15 protein-coding genes and 1 pseudogene are annotated in these 15,918 nt (G+C 56.3%); 1 reads left to right on the top strand and 15 read right to left on the bottom strand.

From position 1 onward, the window contains the following. Positions 1 to 119: 119 nt before the first annotated feature. From Q0C48_RS01525 to Q0C48_RS01475, 11 genes are all read right to left on the bottom strand, one after another. The gene (locus Q0C48_RS01525) at positions 120 to 431 is read right to left on the bottom strand and encodes a hypothetical protein (protein ID WP_291520863.1); all 312 of its coding nucleotides are present in this window, start codon (positions 429 to 431) and stop codon (positions 120 to 122) included. Continuing rightward, positions 428 to 724: a hypothetical protein gene (locus Q0C48_RS01520; protein ID WP_291520861.1), complete on the bottom strand. Its 297-nt coding sequence runs from the start codon at positions 722 to 724 to the stop codon at positions 428 to 430. Before Q0C48_RS01520 ends, Q0C48_RS01525 begins: the two co-directional genes overlap by 4 nt. Continuing rightward, positions 721 to 1,176 (bottom strand): hypothetical protein, encoded by a 456-nt coding sequence (locus tag Q0C48_RS01515; RefSeq protein WP_291520859.1) that lies wholly within the window; start codon positions 1,174 to 1,176, stop codon positions 721 to 723. Before Q0C48_RS01515 ends, Q0C48_RS01520 begins: the two co-directional genes overlap by 4 nt. Positions 1,177 to 1,247: 71 nt before the next feature. Next, the gene (gene topA / locus Q0C48_RS01510) at positions 1,248 to 3,287 is read right to left on the bottom strand and encodes a type I DNA topoisomerase (RefSeq protein ID WP_291520857.1); all 2,040 of its coding nucleotides are present in this window, start codon (positions 3,285 to 3,287) and stop codon (positions 1,248 to 1,250) included. After that, a complete protein-coding gene (locus tag Q0C48_RS01505) occupies positions 3,284 to 3,682 on the bottom strand; it encodes a hypothetical protein (RefSeq protein WP_291520854.1) in 399 nt (132 codons plus the stop codon). The genes topA and Q0C48_RS01505 overlap by 4 nt, the downstream gene beginning before the upstream one ends. Continuing rightward, positions 3,679 to 4,401 carry a hypothetical protein gene (locus Q0C48_RS01500; protein WP_291520852.1) on the bottom strand — a complete coding sequence of 241 codons (723 nt, stop codon included), beginning with the start codon at positions 4,399 to 4,401 and terminating at the stop codon, positions 3,679 to 3,681. The genes Q0C48_RS01505 and Q0C48_RS01500 overlap by 4 nt, the downstream gene beginning before the upstream one ends. Beyond that, entirely contained in the window at positions 4,398 to 4,724 is a 327-nt protein-coding gene (locus Q0C48_RS01495; protein WP_291520850.1) for a hypothetical protein, read from the bottom strand. The genes Q0C48_RS01500 and Q0C48_RS01495 overlap by 4 nt, the downstream gene beginning before the upstream one ends. 2 nt (positions 4,725 to 4,726) lie before the next feature. Further along, positions 4,727 to 5,563 (bottom strand): hypothetical protein, encoded by an 837-nt coding sequence (locus Q0C48_RS01490; RefSeq protein ID WP_291520848.1) that lies wholly within the window; start codon positions 5,561 to 5,563, stop codon positions 4,727 to 4,729. A 107-nt stretch (positions 5,564 to 5,670) separates the two neighbouring features. Further along, positions 5,671 to 6,654 carry a hypothetical protein gene (locus Q0C48_RS01485; RefSeq protein WP_291520846.1) on the bottom strand — a complete coding sequence of 328 codons (984 nt, stop codon included), beginning with the start codon at positions 6,652 to 6,654 and terminating at the stop codon, positions 5,671 to 5,673. Next, complete coding sequence (locus Q0C48_RS01480) at positions 6,651 to 7,199, bottom strand: metal-dependent hydrolase (protein WP_291520844.1); 549 nt, start codon at positions 7,197 to 7,199, stop codon at positions 6,651 to 6,653. Before Q0C48_RS01480 ends, Q0C48_RS01485 begins: the two co-directional genes overlap by 4 nt. A gap of 229 nt (positions 7,200 to 7,428) precedes the next feature. Further along, a complete protein-coding gene (locus Q0C48_RS01475) occupies positions 7,429 to 8,484 on the bottom strand; it encodes a hypothetical protein (RefSeq protein WP_291520842.1) in 1,056 nt (351 codons plus the stop codon). 148 nt (positions 8,485 to 8,632) lie between these two features. Here Q0C48_RS01475 and Q0C48_RS01470 point away from each other — a divergent pair, with 148 nt between their 5' ends. Further along, entirely contained in the window at positions 8,633 to 8,899 is a 267-nt protein-coding gene (locus Q0C48_RS01470; protein WP_291520841.1) for a hypothetical protein, read from the top strand. 98 nt (positions 8,900 to 8,997) lie between these two features. Here the strand turns inward: Q0C48_RS01470 and Q0C48_RS01465 are convergent, their stop codons facing one another. The 4 genes and pseudogenes from Q0C48_RS01465 to Q0C48_RS01450 form a co-directional block, all read right to left on the bottom strand. Further along, entirely contained in the window at positions 8,998 to 11,064 is a 2,067-nt protein-coding gene (locus tag Q0C48_RS01465; protein WP_291520839.1) for a hypothetical protein, read from the bottom strand. Between the two features lie 71 nt (positions 11,065 to 11,135). After that, positions 11,136 to 11,750 carry a S26 family signal peptidase gene (locus Q0C48_RS01460; protein WP_291520837.1) on the bottom strand — a complete coding sequence of 205 codons (615 nt, stop codon included), beginning with the start codon at positions 11,748 to 11,750 and terminating at the stop codon, positions 11,136 to 11,138. Continuing rightward, positions 11,734 to 13,968 (bottom strand): type IV secretory system conjugative DNA transfer family protein, encoded by a 2,235-nt coding sequence (locus Q0C48_RS01455; protein ID WP_291520835.1) that lies wholly within the window; start codon positions 13,966 to 13,968, stop codon positions 11,734 to 11,736. Before Q0C48_RS01455 ends, Q0C48_RS01460 begins: the two co-directional genes overlap by 17 nt. 125 nt (positions 13,969 to 14,093) lie before the next feature. After that, positions 14,094 to 15,918: pseudogene (locus Q0C48_RS01450) on the bottom strand (hypothetical protein); the annotation flags it as partial.

The raw sequence follows: 15,918 nt of genomic DNA, 5'->3' as shown, positions 1-15,918 counted from the left end.
GCCTTTGAAGAAGGCAATACCAAACACAGCGGAAAAATCGTGCTAATCAGGTTCTCCTTTGTATGTCTTCATGGGGTAATGGCCATCGGCGACCTGTTTGTGGTCTTGGATTCCAGCCATCATTCCCGCTCATCCAGTTCCTGCGACTCGACCCGCTGCCGTGCGATTTCCAGACCCATGCTCACCATGTCGGGGCGCACGGAGCCAGAGGATATGAGGTCGTACATGTCATCGATCGTGGATATGGTCAATTTCGAGAGCATGTCCCTGAACTGCGCTTGGCTGGCTTTTGGTGATGCATCACGGTCCACATTGGCCGAAACGATAGGCGACAGGGCCGCCACCAGATACGCGGTCTGTGCTACCGCGATGTCATGGATCAAGCCCTCCGTAAATTGAGGCTGAGGCGTGGTACATTGTGCTGTGCTCATAACACGTCCTTGACCAGCATAAAGAGGCTGAACAGTTCTGCGACGATGCCGAGGCCCACAATAAAAAGGACGTGGATCAGGTCGCCGAAAAGTCGCGACAGGTCCAGCCGTAGCCGAACGAGTTGCCAGAAGTCGTCCGCCATGGAAAAAAACAGCATGAGCACAACAAGAATGGGAATACCGATAACCGCGAATAACCAGATCATGGGGCTGCCTCCTATGAAGGTGTGGAGATACTGGAGGGCCACCTCGTAGTAATAGATCGCCCAGGCTTTTAGTGTGGCGATGTTCATCCCGCCGCCGCTCGTTCCTCATTGGGCTGCATACGATCTGCCCGCACGGCTTTCATGGACCGCGAAAAAATTTCCGTCTTGTCCCCAAGATCGTAGTAACTCATCGCAGTCAGAACCGCATCGTCACATAGTTCCTCTGCCCATTCCTGAACATCTTTCGCGCTGATATCGGTTGAAGTGTCGGAAATGGCTTCCGATATCTTCTGCAAGGTACGGGCTATTTCGGCTATCCGTTCTTCAATATCTCTGGCAACCAGAGAAAGCACTGGATGCTTCGATGGGCGTAGCGCCGCTATGTCGCTTGCCAGCAGGTTGATCGTCTGGCATGCCTTTATCACGTTCGCGCCGTCTGCCTCTGATGGGGCACATAACGATAGATGACGTTGCGACATGCCGTCCCGGGTTTTTCCCATAACAACGTGGTGCGTTAAAAGCCTATTAGCGTTATTCATTATGTTCTCCGGTTCCGTATGAAGTTATTGTCCCTTGCAGGCATTGCATCAAGCGAGGGAATTGGCAAGGCTCACCGTTTTTTCCACTTGGTGCCCAACGCCTGCGCGTTTTCTTTGTCGGGCCACCAGGCACCACTGCACTTCTGGCAGCGGAAATAAATCTTGCTGGTGCTCGTGGTGAATTGCCCTGTAGCCTGTTTGCACTTCGGGCACTGGGGACCGGTGCCCTGGGATTCTGCCTGGGGCCGGTCTGCGAAAGGCAGCCCGGGGTGCCCCGCATCATCCTGAAGCAGTCCGTGCTGATCCCGGTTGGAACAGGCCCAGAAGAAGGAGCCAGGCTTTTTCTTGCTCTCCAGACGTTTCACCTGGCCACCGCAATCTTTCACCGGACAAGCCTCGGTTGCCGCAACCGCACCGACGGGCATACCCGCCAGTCCCTGCTGAATCGCATCCCATGCCTGCTGCAATAGGCCACGGGCATTACCCATCCCATTGGTGATCTGATCCAGCCCGTCTTCTATCTCGCGGGTCCAGTCCAGATCGGCAAAGGCAAAGCGTCCGACCAGCGCATCGATCACCGACTCACCCGTCGCTGTTGGATACAAGGCGGGGGCCTTGCCCTTACGCTGCATGTACTCCCGGGAATAGAGCACCTTGATGATGGATGCGTAGGTGCTTGGCCGACCGACGCCATGATCTTCCAGCGCCTTGATCAGAGTGGCTTCGGTATAGCGTGGTGGAGCCTTGGTGGATTTGTTGAGCACTTCGCCACGTTCGGCTTGTGCCCGTGCCCCGATCTTCAGAACGGGAACGGGATTGGCTGCCTCTTTTTCTGCACCGCCATCCTCTTCTCCCTCTTCCGTTTCCATATACAGTGTCCGCCAGCCGGGATCCGTCAGAATGCTGCCGACGGCGCGGAATACCGCAGGCCGGTTCTGAAATGTGCCGCCGTTCAGGGTGCATGACGTTTGCTGATACACGGCATCGGGCATCTGGCTGGCCATGGCGCGTTTGCGGATCAAGGCATAAAGTGCCTGCTGGATGGCATCCTCACCGGCCACTTCTGCTGACGGCGGTACCTTGTCAAAGGTCGGACGGATAGCCTCATGGGCCTCCTGCGCGTCGCCTTTGGCCTTCCAGCGCCGGGGCTGTCCGATGATGGGCAGACCAGCGGATTGCAGTGCATTGCGCAAAAGGGTCTCGCCTTCTTCGCTGAGATTCGGCGAATCGGTGCGATGGTAGGTAATATGTCCGTCTTCAAACAGCGACTGGGCGGCTTTCATGACGTCCTCAGCGCCGCATTTCAAAGCGCGACTGCCGTCCATCTGTAGCGTGCTGGTGGTGAATGGGGGTGCAGGCGCCTTACGGGTTGGCCTGGAATCCGCCTGGGTGACGGTAAAGGGAAGAGAGGGTATGGCAGCGGCCAGCGCAGATGCGAGGGTCTTGTCCTGAAAATATTCGCCTTCTTTGGTGCCGTCCTGCCAAAGCGCCCGCCAGGTCGTGCCAGGTGTGCTTCCCGGCAGGTGGGCGATGACCTGAAAATAAGACGTCGGCTTGAAGGCCTGGATGGCGCGCTCGCGCTCCACGATCAAGCGTAAAGCCGGCGTCTGGACACGCCCGGCGCTGGCTTTGGTGTGGATCAGGTTCGATAAAGGGCCGGAGACTTCCCAGCCGACCATGCGATCCAGCCCGCGGCGCACCTCTTGTGCCGCGACCAGCTTCATATTCAGTGCCCGGGGATTGGCAATGGCCTTTTTGACGGCACTTTCCGTGACCTCCTGATACGTCACCCTGCGCGCTTCGGCCGATTTGATGCCGAGCACCTGACAGAGATGCCAGCTAATGGCTTCGCCCTCACGGTCGGGGTCGGTGGCCAGGTACACGGCACTGGCGTTGCGTGCTGCGGATTTCAGCCCAGCCACAATATCTTTGTGCTTGGTGTCGTTCACGGCATAGTTCATCTTGAAGTCCGGCGGGCGAACATGGCTTTTATCGCCGGATTTCTCCAGGTCACGGACATGCCCCAGGCTGGCTTTTACCTGCCAGTCGGATCCCAGAAAGTGCTGGATGTGCTTGGCTTTGGTGGGGGATTCGACGATCAGTAAGTTCATTGCGTTGCCTCCATCTGTTGCTTTACCTGCGCACGCTGAGGGCCGTCGTGCTCAATGCGTATCAACTGACCAACGGTCAGTGGTTTGCCTGTGTGGGCGATTTTTTTCTGAATGGCAATCCGCTCATTGGCAGGCAAAGTATGGATGTACGCGGGTGGCACCCTGACCCACAAACACGAGACTTGCCAGAGCATCTGGGCAATCATGATGAACACAAATAGCATGGCGATGACTGTCCTCCAGAATCCCTGCGGGAAATCCACTCGCTCCTCAATGAGCTTGGGCGCTGGCACGACAAACGCGAGCACAATAAGCCCAAGCGTAACGCCGAACATCCACAGGTTGTTTTGTTGCGCAATTTGCGCGTGATGCAGAACAGACAGAAAGTCAGTCATGATTTTGCCTGTAACCATCTAAAATAACGTAGAATACTGAACCTTCCAGAATTTTCTGGTGGTGCTTCAATCTGCTCTTCGACAGCCGCATAAGGGGCGTCCACCATATCTACCCCATCGTCTTCCACGTCCCATTCCGATAACGGCTGGTCACAAAAGATGAGCACAGGGAATTCCCCGCCCACGCTTTGACGGAACTCGAAAGCTTCTGCTTCGGTGTCGAACATGTTTAGCAGGCCAACCTCATTTTTATAGAGTCCGCACCCGGCGATTTCTTCCACGCAATAGCATTTTCCGGGAGTCTCGATGCGCGACGGTGGGCGGTCGCCCAGATAGATGATGGCATATTCCCCCACTGAGTATTTATCGGCAATGGTCTTTATATTCTGTAGCAACTCCGTAAATGGAAAAGGAAAGCACTCCGAATCAACACCCATGACTTGTAATGCTGCACGGTAAAGCATTACTTTTGTCGTGACAGACATTGCATTAAAGCCAACACAATGCATGGCCTCCAAAAGACGATATGCCGCTGCGTCATCATCTTCGTGCAAAATGGGTCTGGAATATTCGCGGACAGAGCATATATTGAAGTACGTTTGCGAAAAAGCCCGTCTCAGTGCTGCAGTTTTTGTTGAGAGAATCACAGCGTCCGCTTCAGCGTCCGTTATTTCCTCGTCTGGAAATGAATCAAATGGAAACATATCATGGTCAGTCATTTTGCCTCCTTACCGATTAACGTCGAATGGATAAAGCAGATCAAGGTAACGCCACCAGCTTCCACGCAATCTTTATCCTGGCGGGCACGAATCCATGGAGATGGTGTAGCTCTTTCTATGAAGGATGGTGGAGCCATCACGGGTACCATCGGGGCGCTTGCTCCGGATGATGCGTCCCCGGCCCCTGCCAGTTGGGGGGTGTTATCTGCAGACCCTTTGCCGGGATGCACACCCGCCAGCATCACCCCGAGAACGATCAGGGCTGGGATGATAACGCCAGCCGCTACAATGGCCTTCTTGCCATTTTTGCTGAGGCTACTCATCCTCACCGCTCCATCCCACGATCTACTATCTGTCGCTTTCCTGCATAGGTGCCGCCATGCTCTTTCATGACCACATTATCGCCACGTTTGAACTTATAATCCGGGGCCACTGGAAGGGCCAGAAGCTGTCCTTTGGCGTTTTTCAGAATGGCATCCTGGCCAATCACGTTGACCACGGTACCGCGATGCACCGATTTGGATTCTGCGATCATGCCCAGCTTTCTGGCATCGGCCAGTGCATACTCGCCAAGATGGGGGCTCGATAGCGACACCTGAATGCCCAGTTTCCTTTGCGCAAGCGCTGCATCCTGGGTGGTCTGCAGATGGCCGCTCACAAAACCGACATCGTAACGATCCCTGTCTGATTGCAATCCCTTGGCTATTCCAGCCAGACGATTCATTCCGACGGCCGTATAGTGCTGCGTTGCATCCAGCACGTTGTCCCACGCCTTGGTGATCTTATCGATCACAGGGACATTTTCCTTGATGAGGCCTCGAACCTGTTTGGCAGCCTCAATGAGATTATCGGTCAGGTTTCGCGCACCAGACTGCGCCTGGTTTAAGGAGGCATCCTTGGTCGCCTGCCAGCCGTGTTCGGACAGCGTGTTGGCGAAGTGCTGTTCGGCCATCGTGCTGGCGATATTCTCCATGCCACTGGTGACCTCGCCGACATTCTTCTCGATATTACGGGCTACTGCATGCAAAGGTGGCCTGTCAGCTACCGTCTTGGCGAAGGCGTCCACATAAGCCAACAAGTCTTCGTGGGCCACGCGCATGCGAGTACGCTCTGGTGTCGCTGATGTATTGCGTGCCAGGGCAGTAGTGTGGTCTGTGCTCATGATCATCTCCTGTGTCATAGGGTTACGCGAAGCGAGGGAAAATCCGGGTTTCCTAAACCCTAATGGCCATCGGGGACCTGTTTGCGATCGGTCTGGATCAGGCACGGCTATCGCTCCATGCCCAGGTCCCGCTTCATCGCGCGCGGTCTGCTGGTTTTAGGTGTCGGTTCTGCCAAAGCCGTTTTACGCTCCACCTTCTTGGCTTGAAACTCGCGGATCACGCGCTCATGGGGGGTGTTCAACCGATCCTGCGCACGATGGGAAAGGTCTTCACCGGGATCATCCCTGCCAGCGATTCTTTGGAATGCGTCTCTGTATTCGTGCCAGGCACCGCGCGCCGAATCGTTACTGGCCAGTAACAGATTGGTTTTTAGAGCTGTGACAATGGTTTCCTTCAGATCATCCGAACGTCGCGGGCCAGGCCGCAGGCTGTCGCAGCCCAATAAGTGGGCGTTATCGATAAAGGTGATGTAGGCGGCATATTGTGATTTGGTAGCGAATTGCGCCATCTTGCGATCCAGCGCGCGCTTTCCGGTGATGGCTTCGTCGGCGTTCTGGTCGTCATCGGTGGCTGCACGATCCTCGCTCGCCGAAAAATCCACTCCCTTCTCCAGAAGAGAGTTCAGCGAGTAATTGTTATTCATGCCAACCCGCCCACTGCCCGGGCGACCGCGCTCATTCGAGAACTGTCTTTTCAGGCTGGCGGTACCCCGTTGGTCCAGATCAACGAGGGATGAGGGGCGAGATGATCCTGCCGCATGTTCAAACACCCCGGATTGGTAGAGCGCCTTGGTCTCTGCGGAGCTGTATCCCAGGCCATTGCCGATGGCACACAGCCGGAAATCAACCACCTTTTCTCCTACGACACCCATCTGCTCCGCCATATCCCGATAAAATTTTATCCAGGCCTTCGGGCTGTCCACGGCCACCCCCCGAATCTGTGCCGCCTGCCCGATTGCGCTGGCAACATCATCCGGGCTCATGTGAAAGATGGTGACGGCCAGTCGTGTGGCATCCAGCGCTTTTTCTCGAAGCGGGCCGGTCAGCGCCACGGGAACCAGACGCTCGATCCAGTCGTTTTCGTTCTTCAATGGATAGCCAGCCATAACGTAGCGACGGCAAGAACAGCCATACCCAACCCGGCCAGCGGTTCCTGGGCATTGCCTGACCTCCACCAATGCAGGCTCCATCGGCTGCGCGCCATGGGGGTAAGAATAGGGATGCCGGATGGATTGGGAACATCCATGATGAGGTGCATGATCCCGCCCGCAGTAAAGCCTGCCACCACGGCGCGCAGTATTGGCGCGAAATTCAAAGTGAACAGGCTGTGCCCATTGAATAAGCCGGGGGCAATGATCCACGCTGGTACTGGCCAAACAATTACCCCTACCAGCAAGGCCAGCCACAATGGCCACCAGTGGGTGATGGTCCGATGCGGAATGACAGACTGTCGCACCCAACGCTGCTGTTGGGGCGAAAACTCTGCATGGGCGATTTCCAGCCAGTCCGGAGCCGTGCCGCCGACGTAACCGGCGGGGATGGACGCCAAACTCATGTCGCGGAGGAGTGGATAAAGTATGGCGGCGGCAAGGCAGCCCGCTGCAATGCCTGTCAGTCTGTGCCCTGTGCGTCCCATGGTTGGCTTCTCCAGATAGTGGTTCTATCTGGTAATGGCCATCGTGGACCTGTTTGTGCTGGATAGCGGACACAAAAAACCCGATCAAAAGACCGGGCTGTCAAAAAACTTGCATGCAGTGGAATAGGTGCCAGCTATATCCGGTGCTGGCTGACGCTATCGCGTTCGATTTGCCACCATTGCTGGATACCGAAGTTCACCAATGACTGAATTGGTGCCCACTTTTGGCCTAATGCTTCATCCGGGAATCGGGCTCATCCTCCGCCAAATCCTCCGTGTTCTCATTCAGGATAATCGCAGATATCCCGCTGGCTATGAGCGCGTCGTATATCATGGTGATCGTGTGAGGTCGGTCAAACTCCCAATCCTCGTAGTCAATGTCAAAGGACTCGTAGCGCCCTTTGGCATTATTGAGTCTTACTGTGATGGTGTCTTCTGTCTCCACGATATCGGTGATCAACCGATTACTACCCAACTTGAGGGCCGCGATCTGAATGGCCTCCATCAGATAATCGTAGGCTTCCTGAGCGTCTTCGCTCGCAGGTATGGCCTCAACGGACATGTCTTCATCATCTGGCGGTGTAAACGCATCAAAGAGCAGCAGGGGCGGCGCCACCATGATTTTACCCTTGAAAACCTTTTTTGACACAGTTTCGTTGAACGCGATGAATAACGCTTCATTGAATGCGTCCCAGTGCAGACAACTTTCTCGCGAAGAGGGGGAATGGACTACCCCCAGAATGGTCTGAACGGGCGGTTCGTCGCTGGTGTCCGGCGTCCCCCAAAAATACGGAGAAAGCGGCTTCCCCTCTGGGATTTGTTGATGTGCTTCCCATAGTGCAATAGCGCCAGCATAGCCATAGCAGTCCAGGTTGATGGAAGCAGGATGAATGAAAATCCTGGCTTCATCGCAAACAAGCCCTGACTGGAGCACTGCGTCTTCCAATGATTTGACTTGCGCACGGGAAAGGGTGAGCGGCTTTCCGGTAGAAAGAGGGATGGAAAAGAGATGACTATCCGGTTTTCCGTCATCCACCCGGAGCGTGGCATGCTTGATTGCCATGTAGGTAAAGGTATCTGCAAGATCCAGTGACTTCTCCGCAAGCCGCCGCTGTATAGTGGCAATAGCCTCATATTCCCTTTTTTTCAACAGAGCGCGAACGGCCATGGCGCACGCATCTTCCACGTCCTCCTTCTCTCCGGTGAGATGGGTGAGCGATAGGACGATTTGGTCCACCGCGTCCTCTCCTGTGGCAAAGATGGATGGAAAGATGGAGCGTGGCATGGCTATGGTACCTCCTGAAAGGATGCTGAAAGCGTAGCGCAAAGAGGGCGGATTGTCAGCGAACAACACCATCTGGGTAACGCAGAGTCTCCGCCACTAATCCTGCACATGTTATGATACGCCGGCAAAATCAACCAAGGAGACGACATTGGAACTGGATCACAAGGCCCGTGAGGCCATAGAGGACATCATCAACCGCCGGGAGGGCATCAATTCCATTCAGACCCAGCTCAAAGAGGATATCAAGGCGATTGCAGAATACCTTGCAGTGAAACCCGCGCAGGTGGCGCGGATTATCAGCCTGGTAGAACGGGAGCGGGCCAAGGGTGACGTGCTGGAGGCGGAGCGGGGGGTGATTGATGCTGCGGAATCCCTGGTCCCCGTGAAAACCGTGGATGAAGAAGTCGTGAGCTGATGCGCTGAGACGCTTTGTGGCCTTTGAGAACAACACATTCAAGGGCCAGGTGAAATATCTCTCAGGCGTTCACCATTCTTTTCAGCGGGATATGCAATCTAACGCCAGCTATATCCGGCACCTGCTGCGACCACCGTATTCGCCGCCGCACCATTGCTTCCCACGGTGACACCCCCGGTCCAATGGTGATTGAAACGGTGCTGATAACTGAACGCGAAGGAAGCCTGCCCGTTATAATCGGCAACGCCACTGGCTACGGTGTTTACACCGCGTCCCGCCGCCGCCTGTGCCGCCGCCTCACCCAAAGACGCATCCACCGATCCCACTTTGTCAGCCTCTGCGTTCGCGTAAGTTTTCAATCCGTGCAAACCCGCATCAAACTGCTGGAGATTGACCGCATCATGGGGTTCCGTTGCCGCTGCCACATTGGTAATCTGCCGATCCAGGCCGGTAGCGGCATTGCCTACGCTGACCGAGTTGGAACGATTAGCCACCGATCCCTGACCCAGGGCCACCGAGTTGCCCCCATAGGCCACCGCATTTTCACCCAGGGCGGTACTGTTGGGGGCCAAGGCTTGCGCATGGTCGCCTAGCGCTGTAGTCGAATACCCATTGGCTACCGCATTGGGGCCGATGGCGGTAGCCGCCTGACCGTTGGCGATGCTGCCCGCGCCGTAGGCCGTGCTATCCTGCCCACTGGCATGAGACCCCGTTCCTTCGGCCATGGCGTTTTTGCCGGATACCGTGGTTCCTCTGCCGCACACAATATCCCCAGAGCCATTCCCGGTGCGATGACAGGTGAGCGTGAACAGGTTATTGCTGTGGGCATTGGCGGCTTGCAACGCCTGACCACTATCGACGGCTGCGACATGTCCGGCATAGCCTTCGGCATTGTACTGTGCGCGGTTGGCATCGGCCTGCGCTCCCTGTTCGGCCTCATACACATCATTTCCGTTAGCTGCAGTAGTTGATCCGGCGGCGATGGTTCCATTCCCCACATTAGAGATCGTCACTGGTCCGGTCGTGGCCGTTCCGGCGCTGGCCGTATCGGTCGGGGTGGTGCTGGTGGCTCCGGTCGGGGTGGTGTAATGCAACACGCCCTGGCTGGATTGCGTCACCTGTAGATTGTTGATGGCCTGGTTGGTCGCAAAAAGTTCACTGCCGTTGACCGCTTGCGTGCTCGCCGAGGATATCTGTCCTGCAGCCACATTGGCGATTAGGCGGGTTATGCCGCCCGAAGCAGACCCAACACTGACTTCGCCAGATGGCGACCCCCCAGCCAGTGAATAGCTTTGACCCCGGATAGTTTCCGTGCCGCCCTGCCCGGTTTGCGCCGTATTGGCCGTGCTATCCGATCCCAATGCTATCGAGTCAGCAAGGCTTGCCTGAGACTTCGTGCCAAGGGCTTCGGATTCATTGCCTGTAGCCGAGGCGTCGTATCCGTAGGCTTCGGAGTTCTGGCCGGTCGCAGTGGCTCCTGATCCCACTGCCGTGGATGGATCGAGAGCGAGGGAGGTTTGTCCCGCCGTGGCGTCTGAGCCAATGGCCACACTTCCGTTTCCGGATGATCTGGCATATTCGCCTTCGGCAAGATTCCCATTGCCCGTCGTCACCGTACCGCCTCCTATGGCGGTATTGTGGGAACCGGAATACACAGAGCCGCCTATGGCTGTGTCGTAGCTCGAAACCGGCATACTGCCGGACCCGGAACCCAAACCGGAAGTCGATACCGTCCCCAATGCCGTGCTGTTTCCGTTCGCCTGACTATAACTGCCTATCGCCGTTCCGGTACCCCCGTCTATGGATGACCCATCGTAGAACACCGTGGCACCGTCCCCCAGAGCCGTGGCCTCCGGGTTGTTTTGAATACTTCCTGTACCCGATGTGCCCGAACCGCTGGATGCCGCCACAGAAGTCCCACCGACACTGCCTTTTGTCAAAGTTGAAGAGGAATAGGGCAGTTGTCCATTGATGTTGGTGTCTCCATATCCATTAGCCGTGGTGTCACCGCCAATGGCTACATCACCTTGCCCCACTGCGCTGGCACCATTGCCCACCGCAACATCGTTGGCCGGTGAATACTCCACAATTGCGCAGGCAGAGTTTGCCCAGACACCAATCAGTAGCGCCGAGGAGATAGCGGCGGCCAAGGTTGTTTTCTGCATTTCATGCTCCAGATAGTGGTCCTATCTGGTAATGGCCATCAGGTACCTGTTTGTGCTGCCGGTCAGATCCACTAATTGGTGATGCGCGGGCTGTACCTGTATTTGAAAACAGCGATGGGATGAGCGACCGATTGCACCTGCGACCGGCCGAACGGTCCCCAGTACCTGGAGTCGAAGGAGAACCGGGGATCTCCTGCACCGTAGGCCCAGTATTGACCGGCTTTCAATGTGATCGTCCCCCGCCACTGTGGCAGGATGATTTGCGGCTTGCTGGTGGTGAACGGCAACGGCCTGCTATCCGGCAATGGCGCGCCATTGATCGTCACGCCATGACGGTCCTCATGAACCACATCCCCCGGGCCTGCAACAATGGTTTTGATATACGGCGTGCCGCCACCCGCGCATGCATTGGCCACCTGATCGTGACCCAGCCAGGAATACTCATATCCTGGAGGTAACTGTGGACAGAGGGTGACGATCTCGCCGACAGACAGGGGTTCACCGAGTTTGTACGACTGAACGGACCATAATCCCATCGGCTCGCTGGGGGACAAGTTCAGCCGCCAGTCTCCGTTATTCCAGGCGATAACAGCGCTGGCGATGACGGCTCCTGTGATTACAACGGGTATCAATCGCCGCCATTGCGGACGGCGGCGAATAAGGAACAAGTTAGTAAGGGTCTTCATCGAGCTCATCTCCATCGTCTTCAAGGGGACTGTCTTCACCAGATGGCATCTCCTCACTTTCCGTCTCAGGCGGGACAGGCCTTTCATCCTCATCGCATTGCGCCAAAATTTGCGCGGGATCCGGCAGTTCTTTATCTTCTGGCAATGGCTCCATCGGGATAACCATGTTCGTGGGGGAGGCTGGTAAAGTCTCGCCAGGCTCACCCGCTTTAATGGGTGGCAGTGTCTCCGATGGCCGAACAACCTGCGCTGCAGGCTTTTCCACGGGTGTAAAAGACTTGGCCGGCGGCCGGATCGCACTGCGCTTACTCAGGTTCTGGTCGGTGTAATAGATGATCTTTTGGCAATAGATCGGTGCGTGGCCAGACACAAAGACAATTTCATCGGATGCCGGCATACGCATCAGCTCTTCGGGGGTCAGCAGCGCTCTGGCAGATATCTGCTCATTGGTATTGACGTGCTGCAGGAGTACCGACAAACGCCCCCCGGAATACTGTCGCTGTGTATGCTTCGCCGTGAAGTTGCCGATGGTCTCGGAAAGCTCTTTCGCCGAGTCGATCCGATTGGGCGTATAGGCGACGCGGATGTGGCAGTTATCGGTAATGGCCTCATCCTTGGTATATTCCGCATAGAGCTGGCTTTTGCTCTGGATGATCAGTAAGGCCTTGAGTCCGTAACCGGCGATAAAGGCCAGCGCTTTCTGGAACACATCCAGTTTCCCCAGACTGGGGAACTCATCGATGAGTAACAGAAGCCTGTACGGGTGGATGCTATGACCCTGACCGCTTTCGTCGAAAGCCATTTCTTCGGTCAGGCGCCGTACCGTCTGGTTGAGCAATAAGCGCGTCAACGGCTTCAGGCGGTCCGCATCCGTTGGCGGATTGACCATATAGAAAGAAGTCTTGCGGGTGCAGGGCTTGCCATCCACATCGGGGCCACCCATCAGGCTCTCAATGGTAAAGTCAGAATAGGAAGTATTTCTGGCGACCAACGGGTCCCGGTAGATGGACAAAAAGCTCATGGCCGTGGACAGTACACCAGACGCCTCATTGCCCGCCTTGTTCAGATAGCTTTGTGCCGCCTCACCGGCGGCCTTCCACCCGAATAGCCGCCATTCGTCCGTTTCCTCACCGCTTTCCATCATCTCGTGTGCGGTGTCCCGCACGTAGGTCATGACCGCTGCAAAGCCCTCCATCATCTTGGTGTCATCTGCCTCGTCGCGCGTGGACGCTTTCTCTGCCTCTTTCTTTTCCGCAATCTTCCGTATCGGTCCGCCATCAGACAGAATGGCCTGAACCGTTGCCAGACACCGCTTTTTCTCCAGTGTCTCGCCGGTCAACTCCTTGGCCAGCTTCACAAAGATGACGACCCCGGTCATGAGGTCAAAGCCGGTCTTTGCCCAGTGGTCGCTGAGCCCCTTACCATCGGGATCCACGATCATCGTAGAGATATTCATCACGTCCTTGACCAAGTTATGATCGAGGCGGATTTCGTCGAGCGGGTTAAAATGCGCTGAGTCCAGGTCCCACGGTGCAAAACGGATACAGCGCTGACCCAGGACCTTCTCGCGGAAGCCCGAGGTCAGATGCCAGTTCTCGCCCTTGATATCGTAGACAAAGACACTCTGCAACCAGGACAGGAGGGTAGGGATTACAATGCCTACGCCCTTGCCAGATCGGGTCGGCGCATACACCAGAATATGCTCAGGCCCATTGTGACGAAGATAATAAACGGCCTTGTTCAGCATGGAATACGCGCCGAACAGGACGCCACCCGCATTCTTCTCGTTGGGCAACAGGTCCGTCGCGTGCACTTCCGTGTCGTCACAAAAATGTGCGGAGCCATGCATGTCATTCTGAACACCATCCAGTTTGCGCGTGCGCCGGTAGGCGTAGGCAATCGGAAGGATCAGGGCCAGCAATCCACCGACACCCATCATGACGTGCGCCACCATGAATACATGGGGCACGGGACCTGTCAGGCCGATGTCGTACTTCCAGCTCCAGATGACAATGTCGAAGGGCATGTAGATGTGGGGCATCCCTAATGTCGCCCCCAGCGCCGTCGAATATTGAAAGGCGTAAGCTGCATATTCGGTGGCGGCCCAGGTCGCCAAAAAACAGATCATGATAAACATCCCCAGCGCGGGCCATACGATACGGGTCATATCACCTTGCGCTTTGGCAATCTGGTAAATTTTATGCGGCTCTACTGCCATGGCACTCTCCAGTAAATTAAAGTCTGTCCCCTATGAATGGCCATCGGGGACCTGTTTTGGGTGCACGCTGACCACAAAAAACCCCGCACTGGGCGGGGGAGGTGACGAAGCGTTGGTGAGAGGGTTTACCGCTCCAGACCGACTTCCTTTTGCACGCGGGTACGGGTCACGGCCCGCTCCTGCGATTTATCGCGCTCCTGGGCTTTCCGTTCGATCTTCTTTTCCGTAGCCTTTTTCTCCTGTGCCTGCTGATCCTCATTACGGATATTGAGACGCTTTTGGTCCTGCACTTGAGCCTGAACGCCAGAATCCAGCGGCTTTAGCTCGGAGAAATCACTACGGCGATGTTCTTCTATAATCTCGGTCATGCCCTGCAACTGCCCAAAGGGTGCATATCCATGCAGCGTAGCAATAGCCTCCTCGGCCTGTTCCCTGCTGGGGTAGGGATTATGGGTAGGATGGGGTTGCTGTATCGGTGCATCCTCCTGGATGTTGGGCATCACCCGCGATGCGCTGATTTTGTGACCGCCCTGAAATTCCTGGGTGTAGTCGCGCACGACCGCATAGCCTTTTATCGTGCCATCCGGATGGTCCTTATCGGGATCAGACACAAACCGACTTCCATCCTTCACGACGATGGCCGCGACACGATCCTTGCTGGTCATACCCACGGGCAATTTCTCGGCGTGCAACGCATACCGGGCTGGCGATGTGATTTTTTCTTTCTCATCATCAATTGGTACTTGGCCACCATGCGCTTTCATTTCGAGCGCCAGGGACTCCGCGAGCGTGCCGCCGCGCACCGAGACACCATCCTTGCCCTGTAGCGTGGGCAAGGCCTGCTCCGCCTCTTCCCTGGTGGCAAAGGGCGACTGAAGACCACTTTTCTGCTCCTGTGGCTTTGTCTGGGGGTACGCCACCATGGAGCGCACCTCACCATTAGGCAAGGTCTGAATATACTCGCGCTGAACCGCATAACCCAACACCTTCACAGGCCCCGCCTCTTTCATGGCGGTCATCCGTTCCACGTTATGCGAACCAGCACGGCTTCCCTCCTGAAGTGTAACCGCCACGACGCGATCTTTTACAGTCATGCCTTCCGGTAAACGCGCTTCCACGAGATCAGGCCCAGATTTGCTCTGCTCCGGCGCTGCCTTTTCAACGGCAGGTGCCGCCTTCACCTGTGCCGCTTCATGCCCAGGCTTCAGCAGCGCTTTGTCGGATTCTGGCGCCCGCTCCCGGCGCAATTCCAATTGCCGATCACTGGTGATCACCGCGGCAACACCCTGGCGATTGAGTCCGTTTTCCTCAGCCAACCCTTCGGAGATCAGGGTGTGCTTTTCCAGGGGCTGCAATTCCGCAAAAGGTTTCTGGCTCACCTGGTGGATCGCGTGATGGCCGGCACTGGAGAGCACACTCAAATCCGCCTTCGCCGCAGCATAATCCGCTGGCGGAATAGCGACGTGGCCGTTCTCCACTGGATAGCCCAGTTCTGCCGCAGCAGCGCCGATATGCGGGCTGGCTTTGAGGGGTCTGTTCGCCACATCAATCGTAAAACTGTTGCGATTGGTGGTTTGCGTTTTGGGCGTGCCGTTGTCGTGCATCACCGGATTCTCGTCTTTATCCATGACGGGGATCGTCACCAGTTCCTTGCCCACATGCTTGAGCCGGATCAGATCGCCCTTTGAGGCCGCAGAATCCTCCATCGCCTTTTCCAGCCCCACGCCCCAGGTAACGTGCTCCTTGCCATAGGCATCCTGCGTCTTCACGTAGTAGCTTTTGGTGTTGCCTTCCTTGAACTGGTAAGGCGCGGCACCATGATCCAGCAACTTGCGTGGTGCGTCTTTGTCCACCACAGGCTCGACGGAGGTTGATGGGGCGACGTGCTCTGCATCCGGTACGTTACCCGCGTCAAGTGGCGTCTTCTCCTGTGTAGGCGCCGCTCGCTCC

The organism is Acidithiobacillus sp. (assembly GCF_023255755.1).
GTDB lineage: Bacteria > Pseudomonadota > Gammaproteobacteria > Acidithiobacillales > Acidithiobacillaceae > Acidithiobacillus.
This window is presented reverse-complemented; position numbering and strand designations above follow the sequence as displayed.

Bases quoted from the DNA above. Each gene is read 5' to 3' on its own strand.
- Q0C48_RS01525 (WP_291520863.1), bottom strand. From the start codon at position 431: ATGAGCACAGCACAATGTACCACGCCTCAGCCTCAATTTACGGAGGGC.
- Q0C48_RS01520 (WP_291520861.1), bottom strand. From the start codon at position 724: ATGAACATCGCCACACTAAAAGCCTGGGCGATCTATTACTACGAGGTG.
- Q0C48_RS01515 (WP_291520859.1), bottom strand. From the start codon at position 1,176: ATGAATAACGCTAATAGGCTTTTAACGCACCACGTTGTTATGGGAAAA.
- topA (WP_291520857.1), bottom strand. From the start codon at position 3,287: ATGAACTTACTGATCGTCGAATCCCCCACCAAAGCCAAGCACATCCAG.
- Q0C48_RS01505 (WP_291520854.1), bottom strand. From the start codon at position 3,682: ATGACTGACTTTCTGTCTGTTCTGCATCACGCGCAAATTGCGCAACAA.
- Q0C48_RS01500 (WP_291520852.1), bottom strand. From the start codon at position 4,401: ATGACTGACCATGATATGTTTCCATTTGATTCATTTCCAGACGAGGAA.
- Q0C48_RS01495 (WP_291520850.1), bottom strand. From the start codon at position 4,724: ATGAGTAGCCTCAGCAAAAATGGCAAGAAGGCCATTGTAGCGGCTGGC.
- Q0C48_RS01490 (WP_291520848.1), bottom strand. From the start codon at position 5,563: ATGAGCACAGACCACACTACTGCCCTGGCACGCAATACATCAGCGACA.
- Q0C48_RS01480 (WP_291520844.1), bottom strand. From the start codon at position 7,199: ATGGGACGCACAGGGCACAGACTGACAGGCATTGCAGCGGGCTGCCTT.
- Q0C48_RS01475 (WP_291520842.1), bottom strand. From the start codon at position 8,484: ATGCCACGCTCCATCTTTCCATCCATCTTTGCCACAGGAGAGGACGCG.
- Q0C48_RS01465 (WP_291520839.1), bottom strand. From the start codon at position 11,064: ATGCAGAAAACAACCTTGGCCGCCGCTATCTCCTCGGCGCTACTGATT.
- Q0C48_RS01460 (WP_291520837.1), bottom strand. From the start codon at position 11,750: ATGAAGACCCTTACTAACTTGTTCCTTATTCGCCGCCGTCCGCAATGG.
- Q0C48_RS01455 (WP_291520835.1), bottom strand. From the start codon at position 13,968: ATGGCAGTAGAGCCGCATAAAATTTACCAGATTGCCAAAGCGCAAGGT.